This is a genomic window from Pseudomonas sp. BIGb0176 (assembly GCF_024810175.1).
GTDB classification, from domain to species: Bacteria; Pseudomonadota; Gammaproteobacteria; order Pseudomonadales; family Pseudomonadaceae; genus Aquipseudomonas; species Aquipseudomonas protegens.
Window position 1 is genome coordinate 936,232 of sequence record NZ_JANUEC010000003.1, and the last position, 24,761, is coordinate 960,992.

Sequence of the window (24,761 nt, forward strand, 5' to 3'; positions counted from 1 at the left end):
CTTGCGTCGCCCTTTTGGGTATTGCCTTGCACTGGATCAGCCGCGACGACGCAGGGCCTCGATACGCTCTTCCAGCGGAGGGTGGCTCATGAACATGCGAGCCAGGCCCTGCTTGATGCCACCGTTGATGCCGAAGGCATTCAGGGTGTCGGGCATGTGCACCGGCAGGCCCTGTTCCGAACGCAGGCGCTGCAGCGCGCCGATCATCGCGTTGGTGCCGGCCAGACGGGCGCCGGCTTCGTCGGCGCGGTATTCGCGTTTGCGCGAGAACCACATGACGATGGCGCTGGCCAGGATACCCAGAACCAGTTCGGCGAAGATGGTCGCCACGTAGTAGGCGATGCCCTGGCCTTCTTCGTTCTTGAAGATCACCTTGTCGACGAAGTTGCCGATGATCCGTGCGAAGAACATCACGAAAGTGTTCACCACACCCTGGATCAGTGCCAGGGTCACCATGTCACCGTTGGCGACGTGGCCGATCTCGTGGGCCAGCACGGCTTTCACTTCATCGGGCGAAAAACGTTCCAGAAGGCCCTGGCTGACGGCTACCAGCGCATCATTCTTGTTCCAGCCGGTGGCAAAGGCGTTGGCCTCATAGGCTGGAAAAATACCCACTTCGGGCATCTTGATGCCCGCTTCGCGGGACAGTTGCTCGACGGTCTGCAGCAACCATTGCTCATGGCGGGTGCGCGGTTGGGTGATGATCTGCGTGCTGGTGCTCATCTTCGCCATCCACTTGGAGATGAACAGCGAGAACAGCGAACCGGCAAAACCGAAGACCGCACAGAAAATCAGCAGCTGATTGAGGTTCAGATCAACCCCATTGGCCGCCATGAACCCGTTGAAGCCGAAAAGGCTCAGGGTGATGCTGGCAATCAGCACGACCGCAAGGTTAGTGGCCAAAAACAGCAGGATTCGCATCATGGTTGTAGAAATCTCCTCAAGCTAAAGATGTAGCGTACTGCGGGGTATATAAGGTGCGGCAACCGCCTATTCAATACGGCTTCTATTTCAAACTGTGTCGCACAGACCGGGTCTAGACGCTTGTAGTTCAACGCCATGAGCCAACGCCAGGGCGGCCGCCACCCGGCTGCGGTGCAGAGGTGTGACAGTGGGCAGGACGGAAAGTGCAAGCTTATAGAAGGGGAGTGGAGCAGGGCAGTGAAGATGTGTTGCTGAATTAATCGCAGTGCGACCAGAGAAGGATCGCACTGCGATTTTTCCGTTACTGGCGGTAGGACTTGAGGAAGCTGCCGATCCGACCAATGGCCTGCTCCAGGTCATCCACCCGCGGCAGGGTCACGACGCGGAAGTGATCCGGCCATGGCCAGTTGAAGGCCGTACCTTGCACCACCAGGAGCTTTTCCGAGAGCAGCAGGTCGAGGACGAACTTCTCGTCGTTGTGGATCGGGCAGATCTTCGGGTCGATCCGCGGGAAGGCATACAGCGCGCCCATGGGCTTGACGCAACTGACCCCGGGAATGTCGTTGAGCAGTTCCCAGGTGCGGTTGCGCTGTTCCAGCAGGCGGCCCGGGGGCAGCACCAGGTCGTTGATGCTCTGGTAGCCGCCCAGTGCGGTCTGGATGGCGTGCTGGCTGGGCACGTTGGCGCACAGGCGCATGTTGGCCAGCATGTCGATGCCTTCGATGTAGCTCTGGGCGTGCTGCTTGGGACCGGAAATGGCCACCCAACCGGAACGGAAACCGGCTACCCGATAGGACTTGGACAGGCCGTTGAAGGTCAGGCACAGCAGGTCCGGGGCCAGCGAGGCGGTGCAGATGTGCACGGCGTCATCGTAGAGGATCTTGTCGTAGATCTCGTCCGAGAACACCACCAGGTTGTGCTGGCGGGCCAGCTCCAGCATGCCCAGCAGTACTTCCCTGGGGTAGACGGCGCCGGTGGGGTTGTTCGGGTTGATGATCACCAGGGCCTTGGTGTTCGGGGTGATCTTGGCCTTGATGTCGGCCAGGTCCGGCCACCAGTTGGCCTGCTCGTCGCACAGGTAGTGCACCGGGTTGCCGCCGGCCAGGCTCACCGCGGCGGTCCACAGCGGGTAGTCGGGGGCCGGCACCAGCACTTCGTCGCCGTTGTTGAGCAGGGCCTGCATGGCCATCACGATCAGCTCGGAAACACCGTTGCCCAGGTAGATGTCTTCGATACCGATGCCTTCCACCTGCTTCTGCTGGTAGTACTGCATCACCGCCTTGCGCGCACTGAACAGGCCCTTGGAGTCGCTGTAGCCCTGGGCAGTGGGCAGGTTGCGGATCACGTCCTGGAGGATTTCGTCCGGCGCTTCGAAACCAAAGGGCGCCGGGTTGCCGATATTCAGCTTGAGGATGCGGTGGCCTTCCTCTTCCAGACGTTTGGCGTGCTTGAGCACTGGGCCGCGAATGTCATAACAGACGTTGGCGAGCTTGTTCGATTTGCTGACCTGCATGGCGATGTGTTCCCGAAAATGAACGATCCAGGCGGAGGATGAACTACCGTACTGGGAATCCTGCCGTGTCACACCGGCCTGTAACCCGCACCGGCTGCGGCAAAATCCGTTTGAATGGGTGTAACGCGGCTGCCAGACTGGCGTCTGACGAGGCGCAATCATACGTGCCGCCCGATCCGTGGAAAAGACACAGATCGGGCTTTTTCCGTTGCAGAGGAAGGACCATGGAAAAGCTGGAAAAAACCCTGGAAGAATGGCGGTCGATGCTCGACCCGGAGCAGTACAACGTCTGCCGGCTCAAGGGCACCGAACGGCCCTTCTCGGGCAAGTACAACGGCACCAAGACCGATGGGGTCTATCACTGCATCTGCTGCAATGAGCCGCTGTTCGATTCCAAGGCCAAGTTCGATTCCGGGTGTGGCTGGCCGAGTTTCTACGAGCCCATTGCCGACAGCGCCATGGTGGAGATCCGTGACATGAGCCACGGCATGATTCGTACCGAAGTGGTCTGCGCCAAGTGCGACGCGCACTTGGGCCACGTGTTCCCGGACGGCCCGCCGCCCACCGGCCTGCGTTACTGCATCAACTCGGTGTGCCTGGACCTGGTACCGCGCTGACCGGTTGGCGATTCTTCGGAATCGCCTTTTGTTCAATTAAATTGCATGCAATTTAATTGAGCGCTATTTTGCTGCCTCTTACTTCCACACATGGAGTTGCCGTCATGACCGACTCACTGCTGACCATTCCCTGCACCACCATCAAGGGTGAACAAAAGACCCTGGCGGACTTCGCCGGCAAGGCCGTGCTGGTGGTCAACACTGCCAGCAAGTGCGGCTTCACCCCGCAATACAAGGGGCTCGAAGAGCTGTGGCAGACCTACAAGGACCAGGGGCTGGTGGTATTGGGCTTTCCCTGCAACCAGTTCGGCAAGCAGGAACCAGGCAACGAAGGGGCGATCTCCGAGTTCTGCGAGCTCAACTACGGTGTGAGTTTCCCGCTGTTCAAGAAGATCGAGGTCAATGGCGCCGGGGCCCATCCACTGTTCGCTCAGTTGAAAAAGCGCGCACCCGGCGTGCTCGGCTCCCAAGGCATCAAGTGGAACTTCACCAAGTTCCTGATCGGCCAGGACGGCAAGCTGGTCAAGCGTTTCGCTCCGGCAACCAAACCCCAGGACCTGAGCCGCGAGATCGAAGCCCTGCTCAAATGAACGACCTGTCCGTGGATTCACTGAAACTCGATTCCCAGCTGTGCTTCAAGCTGTACGCCGCCTCGCGGGCGGTGGTCCGTGGCTACAAGCCGATGCTCGACCGCCTGGGCCTGACCTACCCGCAGTACCTGGTGATGCTGGTGCTGTGGGAATGGCAGGCAACGCCTCCGTCCCTGCCGACGGTCAAGGCCCTGGGCGAGCGCCTGGCCCTGGATTCCGGGACCCTGACCCCGTTGCTCAAGCGTCTGGAGCAGTTGCAACTGGTGCAGCGCCAGCGGTCCGGGCGCGACGAGCGCGAGGTGCACTTGAGCTTGAGCGAGCGCGGCCTGGCGCTGCGTGAGCAGGTGCCGCCGCTGAAGGCGGCGCTGCTGTGCGACAGCGGGATCGATCTGGATAACCTCGATCAGTTGCGCGACGGCCTGGATCAGTTGCTGCAGCAGATCAAAGCTTTGTCGTAGTCGGCACCCAGAGGTCGAGCAGGGCGATCAATTCTTCGCGACGAAACGGTTTGGCCAGGTAGTCGCTCATGCCGGCGGCGCGGCAGCGTTCACGCTCCTCGGGCATGGCGTTGGCAGTCAGGGCGATGATCGGCAGATCCGGCCAGCGCCCGCTGCGCCGGATCTGCCGGCTGGCTTCGTAGCCATCCATGACCGGCATGTTGCAGTCCATCAGCACCAGATCGAAACGATGCAGCTCCAACTGGTTGAGGGCTTCGGCGCCATGGGCGGCCACGGTCACCGCGCAGCCGAGCTTGCTCAGCATGCCCTTGGCCACCAGTTGGTTCACCGGGTTGTCCTCCACCAGCAGAATGTCCGCCCGGCGCCGTTGCACCGGCATTTCCAGCTGGGCGTCGTTGAGGGTGATGGTTTCCCCCAGCAACGAGCGTCGCAGGGTCTGATACAACGCATTGCGCGCCAGGGGCCGGGCCTGCTGTTGCAGCGGCGCCAGGGCGTTGGCCTCTTCGCTGGGCAGGAAGCTGCCATAGGCGGTCACCAGCAGGATTGGCGCGCGGATCGCCGGGCGCAGGCCGAACAGGCATTCCGGGCAGTCGGTGATCAGCAGGTCGGGGTCGAGGCCGGCCAGGGAATCCTCGATATCACAGCGCTGATAGCTCAGGCCCCAACTGGGCAGCAGGCTGGCCAGCAGCTCGGCGAGGCCGCTGCCGGCCTCGGTGATGGCGATGATCTTCCCGGCCAGCGCCGGCGGCGGGGCGGCCGGAGTGTGGCAGGGCAGAGGCAGGTCGGCGCAGAACTGGCTGCCGAAGCCGACTTCCGAACTGATGCTCAGGCGGCCGTCCATGGCTTCGCAGAGGTTGTAGGTCAGGGCCAGGCCCAGGCCGGTGCCTCCGTATTGGCGAGTGATACCGGCGCCGGCCTGGGTATAGGGCTGGAAGATGCGCACCTGGGCTTCCTGGGCGATGCCGATGCCGGTGTCGCAGATCTCGATGCGCACCCCGTCGCCCAGGGTGCTCAGGCGCACATCGACGCGGCCGAAACGGGTGAACTTGAGGGCGTTGGACAGCAGGTTGCTGACGATCTGCCGCACTCGGGTCGGGTCCCCCAGTACCAGGGCGGGGAAGTCCGGGGCGATCAGGCAGGCCAGCTCCACGCTGGCCGCGGCGTTTTGCGACAGCAGGTTGGCGGTGTCCTCCACCAGTACCCCGAGATCGAAGGGAATGCGCTCCAGCTCCAGTTGCCCGGCGTCGAACTTGGACATGTCGAGAATATCGTTGAGCAATTCCACCAGGACCTTGCCGGAGTCGTGGGCAATCGACAGCTGCTGGCGCTGCTCGGGGTTCAGCGGGCTGTCCAGGGACAGCGCGATCATCCCCAGCAGGCCATTGAGCGGGGTGCGAATCTCGTGGCTCATGTTGGCCAGAAACGCCGCCCGGGCCTGGGCCATGTCCAGGGCAGTGCGCCGGGCGATCTCCAGTTCCTCGTTGGACTGGCTGAGCCGGGCATTGCTGGCCTTGAGCTCGGTGGTGCGGGCCGAGACGATGTTCTCCAGCTGCCCGAGGTATTCGGTCAGGCGGTTCTCGGCGTTGCGCCGCTGCTGGATCTCGGTGGCCATGATGTCGAACTGCTGGTTGGCCACCTTGACCAGCACCCCGACTTCGTCGTTCTCGTGGCCATGGGGAAAGTCCAGCTTGGCCTGTTTCGGGCTGCGCGGGTCGCGGCTGCTGAGCTCGCGGATCACCCGCACCAAGGGCTTGGTCAGCATCACGTAGAACAGCGCCAGGAGAATCCCGGTGAGGATCAGGCTGCGGGCGAACCCGTTGATCAGGGTGACTTCGGCACGCCGCAGGAAACGGCTGCCGAAGGCGTAGGTATCCACATCCAGGTGCAGGGTGCCGAGGGACTCCTCCGGCAGGTGGCTCAGATACAGGCGATCCTCGAACTGGCGATCGGCGCCGAACAGGAAGTCGCTGATGGCCCGATAGCGGCTCTGTTGCGGTGGCCGTTCGACGTTGGCCAGCAGGGTATTGTTGTTGTCGATCAATTGCGCGCGAATGATCGCCGGGGAGCGCAGCAGGCCCAGGGTCAATTCCTGGGCCAACTCGGCGTCGATGTTGTAGGCGATGCGCGAGGCCGGATTGTGGCTGATTTCCAGCAGCGATTGGATTTCACGATTGATGGAGGCGTCTTCGCTGGCATAATCGATGCCGATTTGCAGCAGACTGAGCGCGGTCCCCAGAATGAAACCCACCAGCACGGTGAGCCGGGCCTGTTTATAGGACAGGCGGTTGGTGAACTTGATATCCATGGGGGGTTGAACCACTTTCGTTTCCCTTCGCTGCGCAAGCATAGCTGATCATTTTTGGTTGCCGGGCTGGCCGGGCAGCAGCTGATAAAGCGATAGACCCCTTGATCGGGATTGCGTTTGCTCTGTGTGCCGCATCATTACCTTGAACGTGCCTGAGGAAAAGTCGTGGATGCTCGATTGAATGCATTTCTTGAACGTGCCGATGCGGTTCTGGCGCGGATTGAACCCTTGTTGCCCACCCTGCGCCAGCCCATCGACTGGAATCAGTGCCTGGCGGCCCGCTGGCAGCGTGAAGGGCGCAGCGGTTTCCTGCTGCCGCTGGAAGTCAGCCTGGACATGCGCCTGAGCGACCTGATCGGGGTCGACAAGCAGCGTGAGCAACTGGCGCGCAACACCCAGCAGTTCCTTGACGGCCTGCCAGCCAACCATGCCCTGCTCTGGGGTTCGCGTGGCACTGGCAAGTCTTCCCTGGTACGGGCCCTGCTGGCCGAGCACGCCAAGGGCGGCCTGCGGCTGATCGAGATCGAGCGTGACCACCTGGCGGACCTGCCGCGGGTGGTGGAACAGCTGGTCAAGCTGCCCCAGCGTTTCGTGCTGTTCTGCGATGACCTGTCGTTCGAGGCTGGCGAGGGCGATTACCGGGTGCTCAAGAGCGTGCTCGACGGCTCCCTGGAGCAGGCCCCGGAGAACGTGCTGCTGTACGCCACCTCGAACCGCCGGCACCTGGTGCCGGAAAAGGAAAGCGACAACGAGAACTGGAAGCGCGTCGACGGCGAGCTGCATCCCAGTGAAGCCGTGGAAGACAAGATCGCCCTGTCGGACCGTTTCGGCCTGTGGCTGTCGTTCTATCCCTTCACCCAGGAGCACTTCCTCAACGTGGTGGAGCACTGGATCGGCGAACTGGCGCGCAAGGCCGGCCTCGACTGGCAGCGTGACGAAGAACTGGACATCCTCGCGGTACGCTGGGCCACCGGCCGGGGCAACCGCAATGGCCGTTGTGCCTATCAATTTGCCCGCTATTGGGTGGGCCTGCAGTTGTTGGAGCAAAAAGCATGATCGATTTGCAAAGCGCCGGCCAAGGCCTGGACGGTTACGGGCTGCTGTGCGCGCAGTTGGAGTCGCTGCTGGCCGATGAGCGTGATTTCATCGCCAACGCCGCGCAGTTCTCAGCCTTCCTCTATAGCCAGCTGGAGGACCTGAACTGGGCGGGGTTCTACCTCAACCGCAACCAGGAGCTGGTGCTCGGGCCGTTCCAGGGGCAGATCGCCTGCGTGCGGATTCCGTTTGGCCGCGGCGTCTGCGGTACCGCGGCGGCGACTCTGCAGACCCAGCGGGTGGAAGATGTGCACGCCTTTGCCGGGCACATTGCCTGTGACAGCGCCTCCAACAGCGAGCTGGTGGTGCCGCTGGTCAAGGACGGCCGGTTGATCGGCGTGCTCGACCTGGACAGCCCGAAGCTGGCGCGCTTCGGTGTTGCCGACCAGGCGGGAATCGAGCAACTGGCGGCGATCTTTCTGCGCCTGAGCGACTGCTGAAGCCCTCAGGTGCTCAAGCCCGCCTTCTTGAGCAGTGAATCCTGGTCCACCGGGTCGACCTGTTGCGGCGTCAGGAAACGCTCCGCGTAGCGCTGGTAGATCCGCTGCTGGATGAACAGTTCGAACAGCTCGGGATCGATATGGGCATCGCGGCACATCATGGCCATGATGTTCAGCGCCTCGCTCAGGGTCTTGCCCCTTTTGTAGGGGCGGTCTGCCGCCGTCAGGGCCTCGAAGATGTCGGCGATGGCCATCATCCGCGCGGGCAGGCTCATCTGTTCGCGCTTGAGCTGCTTGGGGTAGCCGGTGCCGTCCATCTTCTCGTGGTGGCCGCCGGCGATCTCCGCCACGTTCTGCAAGTGGCTGGGGAAGGGCAGGTGCTCGAGCATGATGATGGTCTGCACGATGTGGTGGTTGATCACATAGCGTTCTTCGGCCGTCAGTGTGCCCCGGGCAATGCTCAGGTTGTACAGCTCACCACGGTTGTACTTGTGGCTGGGCACCTGCAGTTTGAAGCCCCAGGGGTTGTCCGCCGCCATGACTTCCGTGGCGCTGCGCTCCAGCAGGTGTTCGGGCTTGTCCGCCAGTAGCGGTTCCAGCACCGGCAGGCTCGGCGCCGGGGTGCGTTCCTGGCGCTGGTTCTCCTCCCAGGAAACCCCCAGGCGATCGTCCAGGGTCCGGCTCCAGGTGCGCTGGGAGATGCGCTGCAGGCGCTGCTGATCGGCCTCGGCCATGAATTCGGTGCCCATGTTGCAGCGGGCGACAAAGGCGAAGTCATCGTCCAGGGCCAGCAGCCGGGCCTCGCGCTCGGCGGCAAGAGGCTGTTCGTCGCCGCCCAGGGCCAGGGCTCGCCAGTAGTCGATCCAGGCGTCGCGCTTGAGCACCTCGAAGCGGGTGCGGATTTCGTGGATGCGGTTGTTCAGGGTTTCCAGCTTGGTGGCTTTGTCCACCACGTATTCCGGGGTGGTGACCTTGCCGCAGTCGTGCAGCCAGGCGGCGATGTGCAAGGCTTCCCACTCGTCCTCGCCGGGCTGGTAGGCAGCGAATCGCGGGTCCTGGCTGGCGGCGGCCGCCTCGGCCAGCATCAGGGTCAAGGCCGGTACCCGCTGGCAGTGGCCGCCGGTGTAGGGGCTCTTGGCGTCGATGGCCCCGGCCAGCAACTGGATAAAGGCATCCAGCAACTGTTTCTGCTTGTTCTGCAGGCGCTGGCTCTCGATGCACAGGGCGGCGGTGGCGGACACAGCCTGGATAAAGGCGATGCGGTCCGGGCTGAGTTTGTCCAGGTCGGCCTCGGCGCCGCTGTCCACCAGGAACAGCAGGAGCATGCCTATGGTTTCGTTGTGCCGGTTGCGCAGGCGGATGCCCACCAGGTGCGCACTGGGGCTGTCGAGGGCCAGCAACACGCTCTGCAGGTCTGCGGCCTGATCGAATCCCAGGGTGGTGACCACGCTGTCGTTGTGGGTCAGTTGGCTCAGCCACTCGGGAGTCCGGCTGTCCGCCAGTTCCCGGGAGCCGATGGGGAACTGCGTCATGTCCTGGGGCTGGCCATCGATGATCAGCCCATGGGGCTCCAGGCGCGTGCCCTTGCTTTCACAGAGGTAGATCAGGCCGGCCTGGGCCTGGGCGATCTTCACGGTCTCGAACAGCACCCGTTGCAGCAGCGGGTCGAAACGGGTTTCGGCGGACAGGCTGGCGTTGATCTCGAAAAAGCTCGCCAGGGTGTCTTTCATCCGCGCCATCGAGATGCTCAGTTGATCAACTTCCAGCACCGGTGAACGCCGGGAAACCGGATAGTCGAAATCGAAACTGCGGATCGCGTCGGCCTCCTGCACCAGGGCGTGCAGCGGCCGTACCAGGACCCGGGAGATCAGCCAACCAAGGGGCAGGCACAGCAGCAGGGTGGTGAGGGTAATCAGCGCGCCTTGCCAGCGCAGGCGATAGGCGTCGGCCAGAAGTTCGTCCTCGGGCACCAGCAGCGCCAGCTGCAAGCCGCCGGGGCCACCCTCGGCGATATGGCCGCTGGCGACAATCCAGCTGCGCCCCTGGGCCTGCAGATGGCCGCCTTCGGTCTGGCCACGCATCAGGGCAGCGAGCGCCGGGCTCAGGTCGTTCGCCTTGACCAGCCGCGCACTGCGTTGTTCCGGCAGCAGCTTCTGGCTGTCCGGGTAGGCCACGACGTTGCCCTGGTCATCCAGCAGGGCAACCTCGGTGGAGGGTGTGACGCGGTGCTTGGCCAGGGTCGAGGACAGCTGTTCCAGGGTCAGGTCGGCGGCGATCACGGCCATCTTGCCGCTGTGCCGGGCCAGGGTGGTGCCGACGTTCTGGGTGGAAAAGAACACATAGGGGCGGGTAGTGATCTGGTCGGCGTCGCCCCGGGCGCTGGAGAACCAGTCGCGGTTACGTGGGTCGTAGCGCTCGTCGGGGTGCTCCAGGCGGTCGATCAATACCAGCGCGGGGTCATAGAACAGCGATTGGGAATGGACTTGGCCGGTGCGCGAGTCGCGTTCGATGCTCCACACCTCGTAGGCGCTGTTCTGCGGGGCCTGGCGCCTTTCGCGGATCTGCTGATTGCGCAGTGGCCGCACCATGAAGAAATCGCCATTGGCGTAGCCCAGGTACAGCGAAGCCAGGTCCGGGTTGTCCAGCAGGGCCTGGCTGAAAGGCCGCAGCAGGGTCAGCCGGTCTTCCAGGTTCGCCGCCTGGGCCGCCGGCGAGCCCGCCAGCAGGCTGAGCAGATGGCGCATGGGATCGTAGGTGGCCTTGACGTCGCTGCGTACATCCAGCTCGATGCGCTGGAAAAGCTTTTCACTGCTGTCGAGGATCAGCCGCGTGGTCTGCTGGTAGTTGTAGAGGCCCAGCACCACACCCGTCAGGAGCAACAGCAAGGTGAACATTGCACTGATATGGATATGCAGAGGAAAGCGGCGTTGTGCTAAGGCAGGGGTGCTCAGCATTCCAATTCACTCCAAAGGCACACGAGGCATGGCTCAGGACCCAAGCATAGTTAAGGCTGGCATTGCCTGCCTTGGCTTTACCGGGGGCCGAGGGTGTCGAGGAAACCGTTGCTACGGGTTTCATGGGTGTGGCTGACGGCTAGGGAATACTGGCCTTTTGCTATTTTCCTGGCAAGAGGCAGGCCGGGTTGCTTCGCGGGGCAGCGCAGGTTGCGATCGAGCCTGGCCTTCGAGGTGTCGGTGCAGGGATTGGGCAAGGCGTATCAGGGCCAGGTCCAGGGCGCGCACAGCGGTGCTGATGACGGTAGCCCCGGCCCGTTCCAGGCAAGCCCGCTCCAGGTCTTCACAGCAGTTCTGCAAGGGGGTGGCCCGGACCATCAGCGCCGAGCCCCTGATCTTGTGGGCCAGCTCCAGCAGGGCGGTGAAATCGTCGGGCGGGATCCTCCCCAGCAGGTGGCGATCCTCACGGCAACACTGCGACAGTTTTTCCAGCATGCTCCGGACAAGCTGCGGCTTGCCATGGGTCAGGGTGAACAAGGCCTCGATGCTGAAACTGTCCGGCCTTGGCCGGGGGTGCAGCGTCGCCAGGCGTGAGCCCAGCAACTCCAGCCCCAAGGGCTTGCACAGGCAATCGTGCATGCCGGCATCCAGGCCACGCTGATGCGTCTGCGGGTCGTTGCTGGCGCTGCAGCCGATCAGGTTGACCGCCGGCCCGGAGCCTTCGCTGCGGCGTATGGCCTCGGCCAGTTGGTAGCCATTCATCAAGGGCATGTTGCAGTCGACGATCAGCAGGTCGAAGTCGCCCTCGCGCCATAGCTGATAGGCCTGCAACCCGTTCCCGGCGCAGGTGACCCGGTGCCCGAGGTGCTCCAGTTGCCCTTGCAGCAAGGTCAGGCTGGCAGGGTGATCGTCTGCCAGCAGCACATCCAGCGGCAGTTGGGCAGCAGCCGGCGTGGCGGCGACGGGCCTGGGGGCGACGGCCGTGCGGCCGGGCAAGGTCAGCCTGACCTGCACTTCGCATCCGGGGCCCGTGCGGCCGTGCAGGCTCAGGCTGCCCCCCATCTGCAGGCACAGCTGATGGCTGATGGGCAGGCCGAGGCCACTGCTGTCCCGTGGCGACTGGCTGGTCGGTTCCACCTGGGCGAAGGGCTGCAACAGGCGCTGGCGCTCCTGTGGGGGAATGCCGATGCCGGTGTCCAGCACCCGCAGCAGCAGGTCGAAGTGCCCGGGGCGCGCCGCCGGCAGCAATTGCAGCTTGACCTGCACCTTGCCCTGTCGGGTGAACTTGAGGGCATTGCTCAACAGGTTGGTCAGGATCTGCTTGAAACGCAGGCCATCTACCAGTACCTGGGGTTCGGGGGATGGGGCCTGGAACTCCAGGCTCAGGTCCAGGTTCTTCTGCCGGGCCAGGGCCTGGAACACCCCCAGCACTGCCTCGGCGCTGTGGCTCAGGCAGGTCCAGGCCGGGTTCAGTTGCAGTTGCCCGGACTCGATCCGGCTGATGTCCAGCAGGTCGCCGAGCAGCTCCCGCAGGTCACTGGCGGCACCCAGGGCCAGCTCCAGGGAACCACGGTTGGCTGAGCCGTCCTCGGTGCGTTGCAGCACCAGTTCCAGGAGGCCGATGAAGGCGTTCAGTGGTGTGCGGATCTCATGGCCAAGGTGGCCGAGGAACTGGCCTTTCAGGCGGTTGGCCCGCTCGGCCTGCTGCAGGCTGGTGCCCAGGGTTGCCACCGTCTGTTGCAGCGCCTGGACCTGTTGCCGGTGTTGGCGCAGTTGCCGGTACAGGCAGGCCAGGCCCAGCCCGGCCGCCATCGACAGCAACAGCAGGGCAGCAACGCCCATCGGCAGCAGGGCAGGGGTCATGGCCAGGGTACCCGGCACATCGGGGAAGGGGCTGGCTGGCGGTTCATATCAATGCGTTACGCTTGGCCATGTCCACCAGTTCACTCATCGAAGTGGTCGCCAGTTTCTGCATGATGCGTTTCTTGTAGGTGCTGACGGTCTTGTTGCTGAGAAACATGCCGGCGGCAATTTCCTTGTTGGTCTGGCCCATGGCGAACAGCTGCAGGACCATCAATTCCCGGTCATTGAGTGAGTTGAACTGCGCCAACTCCAGTGGCGAGCCAAAAGTGATGCGGTCAACCTGCAGGGCCTGGCTGGGGAAGTAGTTGTAGCCGCTGCAGATTGCTTTGATGGCGCTGAGCAGCTCGCTCATGTCCTCCTGTTTGCAGACGTAGCCGCAAGCCCCGGCGCGCATGCAGCGGTTGGCGAACAGGGCAGCGGACTGGGCGGTCAGGACCAGGATCCGCGAGGGCTTCGGCATGTTGCCGAGGCGCTCCAGCAGCTCCAGCCCGTCCAACTTGGGAATGCAGATATCGAGGATGACCAGGTCCGGTTCGCAATCACGGACCATTTGCAGTGCATCGACGCCGTTATCGGTTTCACCAACGATCGAATACCCCTCGTGCTCCAGCAGGATGCGAATGGCCATGCGCACCACGGGATGATCATCAATGATTAGTACCGAGCCCATACAGGCCTCCAGCCGACCAATGGAAAGCCCGAACGTTAGCCCAGCTGGTGGAGGGGAAAAGTGGCGAAAGTGCGGTTAGACGCAATCTAGGAAGCGCCTTACACAGAATAAGGGGAGGGATTACAGGCGGGTGGCATCTAATGGAAGTTCAACAGGGTGGGGCACCCAGGCCGCCCTCCCAGGAAGGAGGGCGGCCATGACCTCATGGCGTTTTCTGATCGATACCGGCTTGCAGCAGCTGGCTGTTGCTGTGGCCGCCGACACGCAGCGGGCCGAGGTTGAACACCTGGTCCTTGCTGGTGGCCTCGTCCTGTTTGCGGGTCAGCTCGCTACCGGCGCCCAGGGCCAGGTTGACCGGTGACTTGGACAGGTTGAGCCCGGCGTCGACACGGTAGTCCGAGCCGGCCAGGGCGTTGCTGGTGACCTTGGAGCCCCCCAGGTCGACCCGGCCCTCGCTGGCACCGATGCGTGCACCGGTGAGCGTGGTTTCACCGCTGACCCGCAGGTTCACCCCTTGCTGGCCAAGGATGCCCGAGGCCTGCTCCACACTGTCCTTGCCAGCATGGCTGAAGCCCAGGTTCAAGGTCGGGGTGTAGGAGGTGTTGCCGCTCTTGTCGCCGAACAGTACGCCTTCAGCGGTGTTGGCCACCTTGCTGCCGGTGGTGTTCTTCTCGCTGACCGAGTAGCTGTCGCTGGTTTTCGGCCAGAAGCGTTCCTTGAGGCTGGAGAAGCCATTGCCCACGGCGTCGGCCTTGTCGGCCAGGTAGCTCTTGGCCTTGTCCACACCGTTGCCAAAGGCGCCACGGGGCTCGGGGTTGACGTCGTAGCTGCCGCTGCGGCTGAGCTTCTCGCCCAGGCGCTCCTTGGCGTTGCTGGCCTGGGCGACCACGCTGTCCTTGGCCGAGCCGAGTTTGTCGACGCCCTTGTCCACGGCGTTCTCCAGTTTCTCGCGGTGCTTGTCGAAGCCTTTCTCGGCCTTGGCCTTCAGGTCGTCCTTGAGCGGGCCGGCCGGCTTGGCCAGCTTGTCCACCAGCCCGGGCTGGTTCTTCGCCACTTCCAGCTTGGCGTCGATATTGACCTGGGTGCTGCGCAGGCGGTCCTGGCGGCTTTCGATGTCGAGGCGGCCACCGATGGCTCCGTCGACCCGTTGCGCGTCGATGTTGGCCCCGGCCAGATGCACGTTGCCGGCGCTGTTGAGGACCACCTGGTCGGCCTTGATCAGGCTGTTGTGCTGGGTGGTGCTCTGGCGCTGGTCGACGTCGATCTTGGCCCGGGCGTTGATCCCGCGGTCGATTTTCGGCGAGTCGTGCTCGCTGGCATCGGCCAGGGTGGTCTTGCCCATGCTGCCACCGGCGCCCAGGGTCAGGCCCCAGTTGTCATGGGCCTGGGTAGAGTGCGCCGACTCCTGGAAGATGCCGCCCTGGGCCGCATCCAGGACGACCTTGCCGGCATCGATCCGGGTGCCCTGCAAGTGAATCGCGTCGTCGCCGGTGGCGGCGCTGCCCAGCAGGACCTGGCCCTGGCTGTAGAGTTGCGCGCCGCGCTGGCTCTGGTCGTTTTCAGAGACCCGGCCAATGTTGAAGTTGGCGCTGAGGTTGACGCTCTTGCCGCTGCTTTGCTCGCTGCTGGTTTTACTGGCACCGGCAGTGAGCCCGCCACCCAGGTTGCTGCCCCGGCTGGTGTGGGTGTCCACGGCGGCTTGCAGGTCCAGCTTGCCGCCAGCGTCCAGGCGGATATCGCCGGTAGGCCGTGCCGCGTTGCCGATCTGCGTGCCTTGCAGCGTCAGGTTGGCGCCGCTGTCGAGCTGCACCGGGCCCTGGCCCTGGATGCTGGCAACCCGCGCCTGGCTGTCCTGCTGCTCCAGGCTCTTGTGGTCCAGCTGGACACCGGCACCCAGGTTGAGGTTGCTGCCGTTGCTGCCCGGGGTGGTGCCCAGGGTCAGCGAGGCGTCGCCACGCAGGCTGGAGTTGCTGCTGCTCTGGCGGTCATTGGCCTGGTTCAGCGCCAGTTCACCGCCGCTCTTGAGCGTCACGCCACCCTGGCCGCCGTTGAACTGGCTGCCTTCGAAGCGCCCGTCGCCGGCCAGCTGGATGTCCACGCCCTGGCTGGCGTTGTAGCTGCCGACCTGGGCCTGGTCCTTGCTGCTGGTGACGGTACTGCTGCCACCGGCGCCGCTGCCGCGAATGTTCAGGTCCTCGCCGGTATTGGTGTAGACCCGCACGCCGGCCTTGGCATCCAGGGCCTGTTCGCTGCTGCTGGTGCTGTTGCTGGCGGCGCTGGCCAGCAGGCTGTCGGCGCTGATTTTCACCGCGCCATCAGTGGCACGGTACTGGGTGCCCTGGTCCTGCAGTTGGCCTTTGACCTTGACCTCGACCTGGCCACCGCTCAACTGGCTGACCACCGCGGTGCCGCTGCTGCTGTCCAGCTGGCGGTTCTGGTGGCTGACGTCCACGTCCAGCCCGACGTTGGGCTGTTCCAGGGCATCGAGTACTCCCGGTTGATGGAACTTGCGTTGGGCCACGCCCTGGATGGCCTTCTCGATCGGCCGGGTGACGCCCTTGTATTCGACGTTGGCGCCGACATCCACTGCCCAGTTGTTGTCCTGGTGGTGGCTGGTTTCGCTGTTGCGGGCGGCCTTGTTCACCACCTCGCCGGCGTTGACCTGCAAGGTACCGCCAGCCTTGACCTGGGCCCCTTCGGTGGTCAGGCGGTTGCCGGCGTTGATGGTCAGGTTGCCGCTGGCGCCGATGTTGCTGGTTTGCGCGGTGCTCTTGCTGCTGCTGTCCTGGCTGCTGTTGTGCGCCACTTCCACGCCGTTGCCGGCCCGGTCCAGGCCGCCGGTGTAATAGAAGCCGCCGCCGGTGGTGGTGCTGTCGCTGTGCTTCTCGGTTGTGTTGTCCGCGGCCAGCAACTGCACATGCTTGCCGCTCAGGCTGGCATCGCCGGCCGTGGCCGCAAGGTCGCTGCCTTGCACCTTGAGATCTTCGCCGGCAGTGACCGCCAGGGTGCCGCCGGTGAGGCTGGAGGCCTGTTGCCGGGTGCTGTCGCTGCTGTCGTTGCGCTGCTGATCCTGGTAGCGCACCCCGGCCCGGTATTGGCCGGTGCCCGGTGCATTTTCCTTGGCGTAGGCGTCGAAGCCGCGCTTCTGGGTGCTGCTGCTGTCGTGCTGGGTGTCTTCGGCGGCCGCGACCTTGATCGTGCCCTTGGCGCTGGCGTCCAGTGCCCCTGCTGCGGCGACCTGGGAGCCGCTGACGGTCAGGTCCTCGGCGCTCTGCAACTTGAGGTTGCTGTCCGAGCGCAACTGGCTGCCGACCGTGGTGCTGCCCTTGTTCTGCTGGCGGCTCTCGTCCTTGGCAATGCCGAAGAACTTGCTGTCCTTGCTGTGGTTGTTGCTGTGGGACGTGTCCCGCACGCCGTCGATGGTCAGCGCGCCCTTGTCACTGATGACGCTGGCCTCGGTGCCGCCGCGGGCCTGGCTGCCGCTGATGCGTACGCTGTCGGCGCGCACGATCAGCTTGCCGTCGGCGTTGACCTTGCTGCCCTGGTTCTGGGTCTTGCCCTGGTCGCCGTCGGCGTTCTTGCCGAAGAAGCCACCGCCCACCAGGTCGCCGGAGTAGCGCTGGTTGCTCTGGCTCTGCTGGCGGCTGGCGCTGGTGATGTCGACGTCCTTGGCGCTCAGCAGGATATCGCCCTGGCTGTGCAGCTCGGCGCCCTGCAGTTGCAGTGTCTGCTGGCTGGTCAGTTCCAGCTGCTTGCCGCTCTTGAGCTGGCTGGTGACGGTGCGCTGCTCGCTGCTGGCGTTGTCCCAGTTTTCCTTCCACAGGTGCTTGCGATGCTGGCCCTGGTCACGCTGGGTGTGGGTCTCGGTGGCAGCGGTCAGGCGCAGGTCGCCGCCGCTTTGGGCGCTCAGGCGATTGCCGGCCTCGACGCTGCTGCCCTGGATCTGGGTGCTGGCGCCGGAATTCAGCTCGGCATCCTGCCGGGCGACGACCTTGTTACCGTGCTGGCGGCTGTCGCTGTCGGTGTGGGTACTGTCGTAGGTTTCCCAGGTGATGCCGATGGTGCTGTTTTCCCATTGCTGGCGTTTTTCCTGGAGCTTGCGGCTTTCGATGCTGCTCAGGGTCAGGTTGCGCCCGGCGTCGAGCTTGACGTTGCGGCCACTGACATCGGTGGCGGCCAGGGTCAGGTCCTTGGCTCCGTGCAGCTCGATGTCGCCCTGGCTGCTGACCCCGGCACGGATCGCGTCGAGGCTGTTGTCCACGGCCTGGCCACGGATGTCCAGGTCACCGGCGGAACTCAGCTTGACCCCGTCGCGGCCGTCCACCTGGACGGCGCCGACACGCACTCCGGCACCTTCGGCGGTGCTGACGATATTGATCCGCCCGGCCTGCATGGCACCGAACAGGCTGGCGTCGATGCGCTGCTCCTGGGTGCGGCTTGCCGGGTCGACGTTACGCACCTGGCCGCTGGGGTAGTCCAGCTGGTTGCGACCGACGGTGACATTCAACTGGTCCCGGGCCTTGAGGGCGCCCTGGCTGTCGATGCGCGGGGCGATCAGATTGATCGAGCCCTCGGCGTTGCGCAGGCCACCGCCCTGGATAGCCAACTGGCCGTGGGCATCCTGGGTGTTGAGCCCTTGCAGCTTGCCGTCCTGGAGTTCCGGGCGGCCCACCACCAGGCTGGCATTGGGGGTGTTGATGAAGCTGCCGCCATTGACCGAGATGCCATTGGGGTTGGCCAGCACGAAGTCGGCGGCGCGGCCGAAGATCTCCTGGGCACCATTGAGTTGCGAGGCATTGCGGCTGATCACCTCGTTGAGGATCACGCTGGCCGCCTGGCCGTGGAACTGCTGGTTGGCCGCCAGTTGCCCGGCCAGTTGCGACTGCCCGGCCTGCAAGGCGTTGTTCAGTACCACGCCCTGTTGCCCGACGTTGTAGTCCAGGAACTGGTTGTGGGACAGGCCGCCGGCATTGGGCGCGACGATGTTGACGATGGGTACGCCACCCTGGTTTTGCAGTTGGGGGATGCCGCCGGGCCCCTCGGCCACGGTGATCCCGCCGGCCAGGGCCAGGGGCAGATGGGAGACCAGCAGCAGGCCGGCGATGGTCCAGCGCAATGTGCCCTGGGGTGAAAGGTTGAATCTATGAGTGTTGTCAGGCATGAGAACCTCGTGCTGAGTGGGTGAGCCGGGCGTTGCTTTCTAAGGGGGCAACGGCGCGTGATGCTCAGGTTCGTCGGTTGATTCAGGCTAATCGGCGGTCGGGTCAAATCTGCAGGCTGAACCTGGCCAGCCAGACTTCCGGCTCCGTTCGGAAACCTTCTGGGGTGTTGAGGCTGCGTTGGTAGTCCAGGTCGACCTGGAGTTTTTTCCAGCTCAGGTTGAGCCCCAAGCTGGCACCGCTCAGCTGCCGGCTCCGGGCGCCGTGCTCGGCCTTGATCCAGCCGTTGTCCAGGCCCAGGCGCGGGGTGATCTTGACCGGCAGGTCGTTGTCGAGCGGCAGGCGCAGGGTGTTGCGCCATACCGCGCCAATGGCGCCGGAAGCACTGTTGATGCGATAGCCGCGCACCGCCGAATCGTCGGTGCCCAGCAGTTGTTCGATGGCCGGCAGCGGGTCCGGGCTGTACTGCGCCGAGAGCTGGCTCTGCCACTGCCAGCGCTGGGTGCCCAGCTGGCCGTTGCGCCACTGGCTGAGGCCGGCGCGGTACTTGCGGAACTGCGCCTGGGGCAGGTTGCGCTGTACCTGCTGCGAGTCGCGGTCGGCGCCGAACCAGGTCAGGCCCTGGGCGTAATTGACATCCAGGTTCCACACTGCGCTGTCGAGCCAGAACAGGTTGAGCCCGGCTTCGGCCACGGTCAGGGTCGGGCTCTGGATCTGCAGGTGGGCCTTCTGCAGGTAGCTGTCCACATCCTTGTAGGCCAGTTGCAGGTTGGCGCTGAGCTGGTGGCTCTGGTCGCGCCACAGCACCCGGTCGGCGCGGCCGCTGACCATGTCGGTACGCCCGCTGTTGTACAAGGTGGTGCGGGGCAGCTTGAGCGGCGCGCGGTATTCGGCATGGCTGGCGAACAGGCTGTAGGTCCAGTAGCCGTAGGGCACCGAGTAGAACAGGCTGCTGCTGCGGCTGTAGCGCGGGCCGTGGTTGAGGGTGTCGCTGTAGTTCAGGTTCAGCGCATCGTTGATCTGCAACGGGCTGTCGAGGTTGAGGTTGATCGACTGCCGGTCACGCCCGGTGCCGGCGCTGCCCAGGTTGTCCACCCCCAGGCCCAGGCCCCAGCGTGCGGCGCTGCTGCGCGAGCGCAGGATGATCCGCGAGGCCCCGGGCTGGCTGCCGGGGGCGATGTCGGCGGTCAGGTCCAGGGAGCGCAGGCGGTTCAGTTGATCCAGGCCCTGCTCCAGGTCCCGCAGGTACAGGGGCTTGCCGAGCATGCCCGGGAAAGCGCCGCGCAGGGACACCGGCAGGCTCTGGTCGGCCAGTTCGATGGCTTCGACGTAGCCTTCCTCTACCAGGATATCCAGGCTGTGCCCGGCCGCCGGAGTGCTGGCCAGGTAAGGGCGGCTGGCGATGTAGCCGGCCTCTACATAGAGGCGAGTGATGGCCGCCAGCAGCTGGTTGATCTGGTTGGCCCCCATGCACGGCGCGACATACGGCTTGATGTAGTCATTGAGCCGGGCCTTGTCGAACAGGCTGACGCCGCCGATGCGGGTGCCGCTCAGGGGCCAGCAGCGCTCGTCGCTGGCAGTCTGCGCAGGTTGGCTGGGGGCCGCCGGGGTGCTGCTGAAACTGCCGCGCTGCATCTGCCGCTGGCGCTGTTCCAGTTGCAGTTGTTGCAGGTCCCGTTGCTGTTGTTGCTGCAGGCGCAGGGCTTCCTGGCCCGGTTGCAGGTTATCGGCCAGGGCCGGCGTCAGGTACGTCAGGCCCAGCAGCAGTCCCAGGCACCAAGTGCTGGTGTGGGGGAGAAGGGAGCGGTCAGTGCGTAATGAATAGGGCACTTGGCATCCTTACTGTAATAAGACGAAGTGACAGACACTCGGAAAGCCGGGTATGAGGCTCAACTAGTGGCGTCGCTTTTAGTTCTGCCCTGTGAACGCTAAATACCTTCGATATCTATATCTGAGGTTCAGTGCTCAAGTGCTCGGAAGTGACAGTTCCTGAGTAAGTGCCGGATGGGTTAGTGCAAATTCAGGTATGACAAAAGGGTTGAGTGAGTTGCAGTGGAAACGTTACAGCGCAGTGCAAAATTAATTTTTCCGGGGGCGGTCAGCGGGGGGAATAGCCTGTGAAATCGAGACTATCCGAAACCCAAAAGGCTATTTGTACGTAAATTGTAAATGCATAGAAGGCTAACGAAATTTGCTTGTCAGCCCTGATTGGCAAGGGGTGTGGCGCTCGGGTGAATTATTCAAAGGTAGGATGTTTGGTTGAATGGCTAACTGGATGTTTAATTCTGTAATCGTCAGTTCGTATATCAACTTGCGAGCGCCAAGTGTTTTCGGCTACTTGCTCTTTCTGTTTGAGTAGTTGCTCTATTGTTGTTCTTGTTTAATCGGGCTGTTGTTGCTAGGGGATCTCCTTAGATGTCTTGGTGGTAAGAATTCTGCACTGCACCCATAGTTTCTGGTGGTGTCGCCGGTGAAATTATCGACGTATAGAAAACTATATAGCGATACTCTGGCTAGGGGATTCCCTTAGTTGCAGATTGGATGTCGCAGGTCATATCAAGTGCCTGGCACAGTGGCCGGGCACTTGATGAATGACGGTTATTGCGGGCTGGAGCGCCCGGTCATTTCCCGGGCCATCTCACTGGCATAGCTGTCGGTCATGCCGGCGATGAAATCGATCATGCGCAGGAACGAGGTATGCAACGGCCAGTTCGGGTCCGGCGCGTTATTGCCCAGCAGATCGAGGATCCGCCGGTTCTTGAACGAGGGGGTCTTGCCGCCGTGCTGTTCCAGCGCCGCGCCGCAGAAGGAGTTCAGCAGGATCTCCAGGGTGGTGTAGGCGCCGATCTCGTGCAGGGTCTTGCGCTTGTCCTGGAAGATCTTGCGTCGCGCCACATCCTTGGCATTGAGTACGCAACGCTTGGCCGGACCATGCATGTGCTCCACCAGGTCGCCGTGCAGGGTGCCGGCCAGCAGGGCGTCCTGCTGTTCGACAAAGGCCCTGGCGGCGGCGTTGGTCAGGTGCTCGATGGCCTTGCCCCGCAGGATCGCCAGGCGTCGCCGGCGCGAATCGCTGGGGCCCAGCTGGCGATAGGTTTCCGGCAGGTCGTCGCCCACCAGGCCGAGTAGCAGCGCCTCGACTTCGGCGTACTCCAGCAGGTCCATCTCCAGGCCGTCCTCAAGGTCGATCAGGGCATAGCAGATGTCGTCCGCCGCTTCCATCAGGTACACCAGCGGGTGCCGGGCCCAGCGCTGGTCTTCCAGCTGGGGCAGGCCCAGCTTGTGGGCGATCTGTTCCAGCAGCGGCAGCTCGCTCTGGTAGCAGCCGAACTTGTGCTTCTTGTAGCCCAGGGAGTCGGCATGGCGCGCGGTCCAGGGGTACTTGAGGTAGGTGCCGAGGGTGGCGTAGGTGAGCCGGGTGCCGCCATCGAACTGGTGGTATTCGAGCTGGGTGAGCACCCGGAAGCCCTGGGCGTTGCCTTCGAAGTTGAGGAAGTCCTGGCGTTCGGCCTCGCTCATCGCATCCAGCCAGCCCCGCCCGGCGGCTTGCTGGAACCAGTGGCGGATGGCGTCTTCCCCGGAGTGGCCGAAGGGCGGGTTGCCGATGTCGTGGGCCAGGCAGGCCGATTGCACCACCATCCCCAGGTCGCTGGGCTCACACCAATCGGGCAGGGCGCTGCGCAGGGTCTCGCCGACGCGCATGCCCAGGGAACGACCGACACAGCTGACTTCCAGGGAGTGGGTCAGGCGGGTGTGGATATGGTCGTTGCTGGACACCGGGTGCACCTGGGTCTTGCGCCCCAGGCGGCGGAAGGCACCGGAGAAGATGATGCGGTCGTGGTCTTTGTGGAAAGGGCTACGGCCGAGTTCTTCCGGGCTGTGCACTGGCTTTGCGAGGCGTTCGCGGTTGAGCAGGGTCTGCCAATCCAAGGCGGGTCTCTCCGAAAAAAACTGAAGGGCAGAGCTTCCGGTTTCTCGAGCGTGGCCGCAAGAGGCGCATGGTCTGCGCTTGTGTCGACGCCTTCGCTGGCAAGCCAGCTCCTGCACGGAAATGACCTGGCCTGCGGCCCACCTGTAGAAGCCGGCTTGCCGGCGAAAGGGCCCGCAGTTCGTGCATCCATCGTGGCGCTGCGTTCGCCGGCAAACGGGACGGGGTTACAGGCCGGCCGCGTCGATGTCGATCAGCAGCAGGCGCTGGCCGTTGTCGAAAAACTGCCCGGCGGTCAGGCAATACTGGTTGCTGGTGGCGTCGCGGTAGGTGTTGGACAGGGTCAGGCGTCGCTCCTCCCAGCCTTCGGCCAGCAGGTGATAGAAGTACGGGCGCCAGGACCAGTTGTGGCCAACGTAGCTGCTGTCGGCCTGCCAGCTGTTGTGGCGCCATTCCAGGTTCGGGGTCAGTTGGGTGCCATGGCGGTCGCACTGATAGAAACGCAGCAGCCAGGGAAAGGCCTCGACCCGGGGCAGTTGGCTGATGGGCGCCTGGGCCTGGGCCCAGGCCTGCAGCAGGTTCATCAGCTCGGCCAGTTGCAGGCGCATGCGCATCAGCCGGTTGCGTTCGGCCAGCTTGTGCCGCACGTAGCGCTCGCGCAGGCGGGCGAAGGGCTGGACGAAGGCATCGCTGGGGTAAAACTGTTGCTCGGCCTGGGCAAACAGGAAGCCCTGTACATAGCGCGAGCCGCACTCCAGGGCGAAATCCAGTTCGGCTTCGGTTTCCACACCTTCGGCGATGATCCAGCAGCCGGTCTTCTCCGCCATCTGCGCCAGGGCCTTGACCACGTCGCTGCTGGGGCCACCCCGGGCCGCGGCCTGGAACAGGCGCATGTCGAGCTTGAGGATGTCCGGTTGCAGGGCCAGCACCCGGTCCAGTTGCGAGTAGCCGGCGCCGAAGTCGTCGATGGCGATCCGTGCCCCGGCCTGGCGATAGCGCGCCACCACTTCGCTGAGGCGTTGGCTGTTGCCCCCCAGTTCAGTGATCTCGAACACGATGCGCCGCGGGTCTACGCGGTTCTGCTGCAATTGCTTGAGGCTGGGCAAGGGCTGCCCGGGGCGCAGGCGGCTGATCCATCGGGGGGAAATGTTCAGGCTCAGGAACCAGTCCGCGGGTGCCTCGTGCAGGCGCCGCAGGGCGTCGTCGCGGATCAGCCGGTCAAGGCGGCGCAGGGCGCTGGAGGGGGTTCGAGGATCGGCGAACAGCGGCCCCACGGACGCCAGTTGGCCATTGTCCTGGCGCAGGCGGCCCAGGGCTTCGACCCCGGCGATACGCCCGGTGGCGGTGTCGATGAAGGGCTGGAAGCAGGCGAGCGGTTGCCCGTCGATCACAGGGCCTCCTTACAAGAGTCTGGGTGGAGTAGGGCCGTGGCTGACGGGGAGGCGGCCACGAACCGGCCCCTGGGTAAAGGGGCCGATCCGGGTTGCTTAGCAAGAATGCAGCCAGATAGCGCCGCTCAGGATTTGCGCGAGGAGCCTTGCATCACCAGCTTGATCAGCGGCACCAGCGTGGTGCCCAGGCGAACCAGGCGTGTGAGGCCGCCGGCACCGCCGCTCTTGGCACCCTTGCCGGTGATGAAGCCCAGGAGCGTCACCACTGCCACGCCCCAGAGCGGGGCGTGCTTGATGCCCAAGCCTTCCTGCCAGCTCTGCCCCAGGCCGCGGACCCGTTGCAGGGGTTGCAGCAGTTGCTGGGACTCGTGGCGGATTTCCTGGCGGTGCATTTCCATGCGCAGGCGGATCAGTACCTTGCGCATTTCCCGGCGTGAAGTGTTCTGCGGGACTTCAGGCAGTTTCATGGCAGGAGGCGCTCCCGATCATTGGCCAACTCTTCGAGGGTGGCGTGGAAAGGTGAGGATTCATCGAAGATCGCTGCCTTGAGGCGCAATCCGCAGAAGATCGCCGCCAGGGTGTAGAACACGCACAGGCCGATGATTCCAGCCAGGCGATAGCTGTCCCACAACAGGATCAGCACCAGTGCCGACAGCCCCACCAGCAACAGCAGGGCGAACACCAGGGCCAGCCCGGCGAACAGCAGCAGGCTCACGGTGCGTGCTTTCTGCTCCTGCAACTCGATGCCGAACAGCTCGACATGGCTGTGCAGCAGCCCCAGGACTGCCGCCCCCAGGCGCCGCGAAGACGCGCTCGGGCCGCTGCCGGACGAAGTGGATTCGCCGATAGCCATA

Annotated in this window: 17 protein-coding genes; 5 read left to right on the forward strand and 12 right to left on the reverse strand. The window is 64.1% G+C overall.

Annotation, left to right across the window (positions count from 1 at the left end; genetic code table 11):
* Positions 1 to 36: 36 nt before the first annotated feature.
* The gene (gene htpX / locus M2395_RS22515; protein ID WP_015636531.1) at positions 37 to 924 is read right to left on the reverse strand and encodes a protease HtpX; all 888 of its coding nucleotides are present in this window, start codon (positions 922 to 924) and stop codon (positions 37 to 39) included.
* 301 nt (positions 925 to 1,225) lie between these two features.
* Positions 1,226 to 2,437 carry a pyridoxal phosphate-dependent aminotransferase gene (locus tag M2395_RS22520; protein WP_011062521.1) on the reverse strand — a complete coding sequence of 404 codons (1,212 nt, stop codon included), beginning with the start codon at positions 2,435 to 2,437 and terminating at the stop codon, positions 1,226 to 1,228.
* 224 nt (positions 2,438 to 2,661) lie between these two features.
* Between M2395_RS22520 and msrB the strand changes: the two genes are divergently transcribed.
* The 3 genes from msrB to M2395_RS22535 all read left to right on the forward strand — a co-directional run bounded on the left by msrB (position 2,662) and on the right by M2395_RS22535 (position 4,102).
* The gene (gene msrB, locus M2395_RS22525; protein WP_011062520.1) at positions 2,662 to 3,054 is read left to right on the forward strand and encodes a peptide-methionine (R)-S-oxide reductase MsrB; all 393 of its coding nucleotides are present in this window, start codon (positions 2,662 to 2,664) and stop codon (positions 3,052 to 3,054) included.
* 104 nt (positions 3,055 to 3,158) lie between these two features.
* Complete coding sequence (locus M2395_RS22530; protein WP_015636530.1) at positions 3,159 to 3,644, forward strand: glutathione peroxidase; 486 nt, start codon at positions 3,159 to 3,161, stop codon at positions 3,642 to 3,644.
* Positions 3,641 to 4,102 (forward strand): MarR family winged helix-turn-helix transcriptional regulator, encoded by a 462-nt coding sequence (locus tag M2395_RS22535; protein WP_077934590.1) that lies wholly within the window; start codon positions 3,641 to 3,643, stop codon positions 4,100 to 4,102. Before M2395_RS22530 ends, M2395_RS22535 begins: the two co-directional genes overlap by 4 nt.
* Here the strand turns inward: M2395_RS22535 and M2395_RS22540 are convergent.
* Positions 4,086 to 6,407, reverse strand: coding sequence for a response regulator (locus M2395_RS22540; RefSeq protein ID WP_011062517.1), 2,322 nt, complete (start codon positions 6,405 to 6,407; stop codon positions 4,086 to 4,088). The two genes, M2395_RS22535 and M2395_RS22540, sit on opposite strands and share 17 nt — an antisense overlap.
* Before the next feature lie 165 nt (positions 6,408 to 6,572).
* Here M2395_RS22540 and M2395_RS22545 point away from each other — a divergent pair, with 165 nt between their 5' ends.
* Together M2395_RS22545 and M2395_RS22550 are read left to right on the forward strand one after the other, a co-directional pair.
* Entirely contained in the window at positions 6,573 to 7,463 is an 891-nt protein-coding gene (locus M2395_RS22545; RefSeq protein WP_019092871.1) for an ATP-binding protein, read from the forward strand.
* A complete protein-coding gene (locus M2395_RS22550; RefSeq protein ID WP_011062515.1) occupies positions 7,460 to 7,942 on the forward strand; it encodes a GAF domain-containing protein in 483 nt (160 codons plus the stop codon). The genes M2395_RS22545 and M2395_RS22550 overlap by 4 nt, the downstream gene beginning before the upstream one ends.
* 5 nt (positions 7,943 to 7,947) lie before the next feature.
* On the opposite strand, the gene M2395_RS22555 is transcribed toward M2395_RS22550, so the two are convergent.
* The 9 genes from M2395_RS22555 to M2395_RS22595 all read right to left on the reverse strand — a co-directional run bounded on the left by M2395_RS22555 (position 7,948) and on the right by M2395_RS22595 (position 24,760).
* Positions 7,948 to 10,896, reverse strand: coding sequence for an HD domain-containing phosphohydrolase (locus tag M2395_RS22555; RefSeq protein ID WP_123431290.1), 2,949 nt, complete (start codon positions 10,894 to 10,896; stop codon positions 7,948 to 7,950).
* A 120-nt stretch (positions 10,897 to 11,016) separates the two neighbouring features.
* Positions 11,017 to 12,759 (reverse strand): response regulator, encoded by a 1,743-nt coding sequence (locus M2395_RS22560; RefSeq protein WP_123431347.1) that lies wholly within the window; start codon positions 12,757 to 12,759, stop codon positions 11,017 to 11,019.
* A 43-nt stretch (positions 12,760 to 12,802) separates the two neighbouring features.
* Complete coding sequence (locus tag M2395_RS22565; RefSeq protein ID WP_123431289.1) at positions 12,803 to 13,429, reverse strand: response regulator transcription factor; 627 nt, start codon at positions 13,427 to 13,429, stop codon at positions 12,803 to 12,805.
* 202 nt (positions 13,430 to 13,631) lie between these two features.
* Positions 13,632 to 18,590, reverse strand: a complete 4,959-nt coding sequence (locus tag M2395_RS22570) for a hemagglutinin repeat-containing protein (RefSeq protein WP_123431288.1) — start codon at positions 18,588 to 18,590, stop codon at positions 13,632 to 13,634.
* Between the two features lie 103 nt (positions 18,591 to 18,693).
* Complete coding sequence (locus M2395_RS22575; protein ID WP_011062511.1) at positions 18,694 to 20,418, reverse strand: ShlB/FhaC/HecB family hemolysin secretion/activation protein; 1,725 nt, start codon at positions 20,416 to 20,418, stop codon at positions 18,694 to 18,696.
* Between the two features lie 768 nt (positions 20,419 to 21,186).
* The gene (locus M2395_RS22580; protein ID WP_053153067.1) at positions 21,187 to 22,518 is read right to left on the reverse strand and encodes a deoxyguanosinetriphosphate triphosphohydrolase; all 1,332 of its coding nucleotides are present in this window, start codon (positions 22,516 to 22,518) and stop codon (positions 21,187 to 21,189) included.
* 225 nt (positions 22,519 to 22,743) lie between these two features.
* A complete protein-coding gene (locus M2395_RS22585) occupies positions 22,744 to 23,907 on the reverse strand; it encodes an EAL domain-containing protein (protein ID WP_053153063.1) in 1,164 nt (387 codons plus the stop codon).
* 125 nt (positions 23,908 to 24,032) lie between these two features.
* Positions 24,033 to 24,374 (reverse strand): hypothetical protein, encoded by a 342-nt coding sequence (locus tag M2395_RS22590; RefSeq protein WP_011062508.1) that lies wholly within the window; start codon positions 24,372 to 24,374, stop codon positions 24,033 to 24,035.
* Complete coding sequence (locus M2395_RS22595) at positions 24,371 to 24,760, reverse strand: phage holin family protein (RefSeq protein ID WP_011062507.1); 390 nt, start codon at positions 24,758 to 24,760, stop codon at positions 24,371 to 24,373. The genes M2395_RS22590 and M2395_RS22595 overlap by 4 nt, the downstream gene beginning before the upstream one ends.
* Position 24,761: the final 1 nt, after the last annotated feature.

What these genes read in the sequence shown, in the direction of transcription:
- htpX (WP_015636531.1), bottom strand. Translation starts at nt 924, where the DNA reads ATGATGCGAATCCTGCTGTTTTTGGCCACTAACCTTGCGGTCGTGCTG.
- M2395_RS22520 (WP_011062521.1), bottom strand. Translation starts at nt 2,437, where the DNA reads ATGCAGGTCAGCAAATCGAACAAGCTCGCCAACGTCTGTTATGACATT.
- msrB (WP_011062520.1), top strand. Translation starts at nt 2,662, where the DNA reads ATGGAAAAGCTGGAAAAAACCCTGGAAGAATGGCGGTCGATGCTCGAC.
- M2395_RS22530 (WP_015636530.1), top strand. Translation starts at nt 3,159, where the DNA reads ATGACCGACTCACTGCTGACCATTCCCTGCACCACCATCAAGGGTGAA.
- M2395_RS22535 (WP_077934590.1), top strand. Translation starts at nt 3,641, where the DNA reads ATGAACGACCTGTCCGTGGATTCACTGAAACTCGATTCCCAGCTGTGC.
- M2395_RS22540 (WP_011062517.1), bottom strand. Translation starts at nt 6,407, where the DNA reads ATGGATATCAAGTTCACCAACCGCCTGTCCTATAAACAGGCCCGGCTC.
- M2395_RS22550 (WP_011062515.1), top strand. Translation starts at nt 7,460, where the DNA reads ATGATCGATTTGCAAAGCGCCGGCCAAGGCCTGGACGGTTACGGGCTG.
- M2395_RS22555 (WP_123431290.1), bottom strand. Translation starts at nt 10,896, where the DNA reads ATGCTGAGCACCCCTGCCTTAGCACAACGCCGCTTTCCTCTGCATATC.
- M2395_RS22560 (WP_123431347.1), bottom strand. Translation starts at nt 12,759, where the DNA reads ATGACCCCTGCCCTGCTGCCGATGGGCGTTGCTGCCCTGCTGTTGCTG.
- M2395_RS22565 (WP_123431289.1), bottom strand. Translation starts at nt 13,429, where the DNA reads ATGGGCTCGGTACTAATCATTGATGATCATCCCGTGGTGCGCATGGCC.
- M2395_RS22570 (WP_123431288.1), bottom strand. Translation starts at nt 18,590, where the DNA reads ATGCCTGACAACACTCATAGATTCAACCTTTCACCCCAGGGCACATTG.
- M2395_RS22590 (WP_011062508.1), bottom strand. Translation starts at nt 24,374, where the DNA reads ATGAAACTGCCTGAAGTCCCGCAGAACACTTCACGCCGGGAAATGCGC.
- M2395_RS22595 (WP_011062507.1), bottom strand. Translation starts at nt 24,760, where the DNA reads ATGGCTATCGGCGAATCCACTTCGTCCGGCAGCGGCCCGAGCGCGTCT.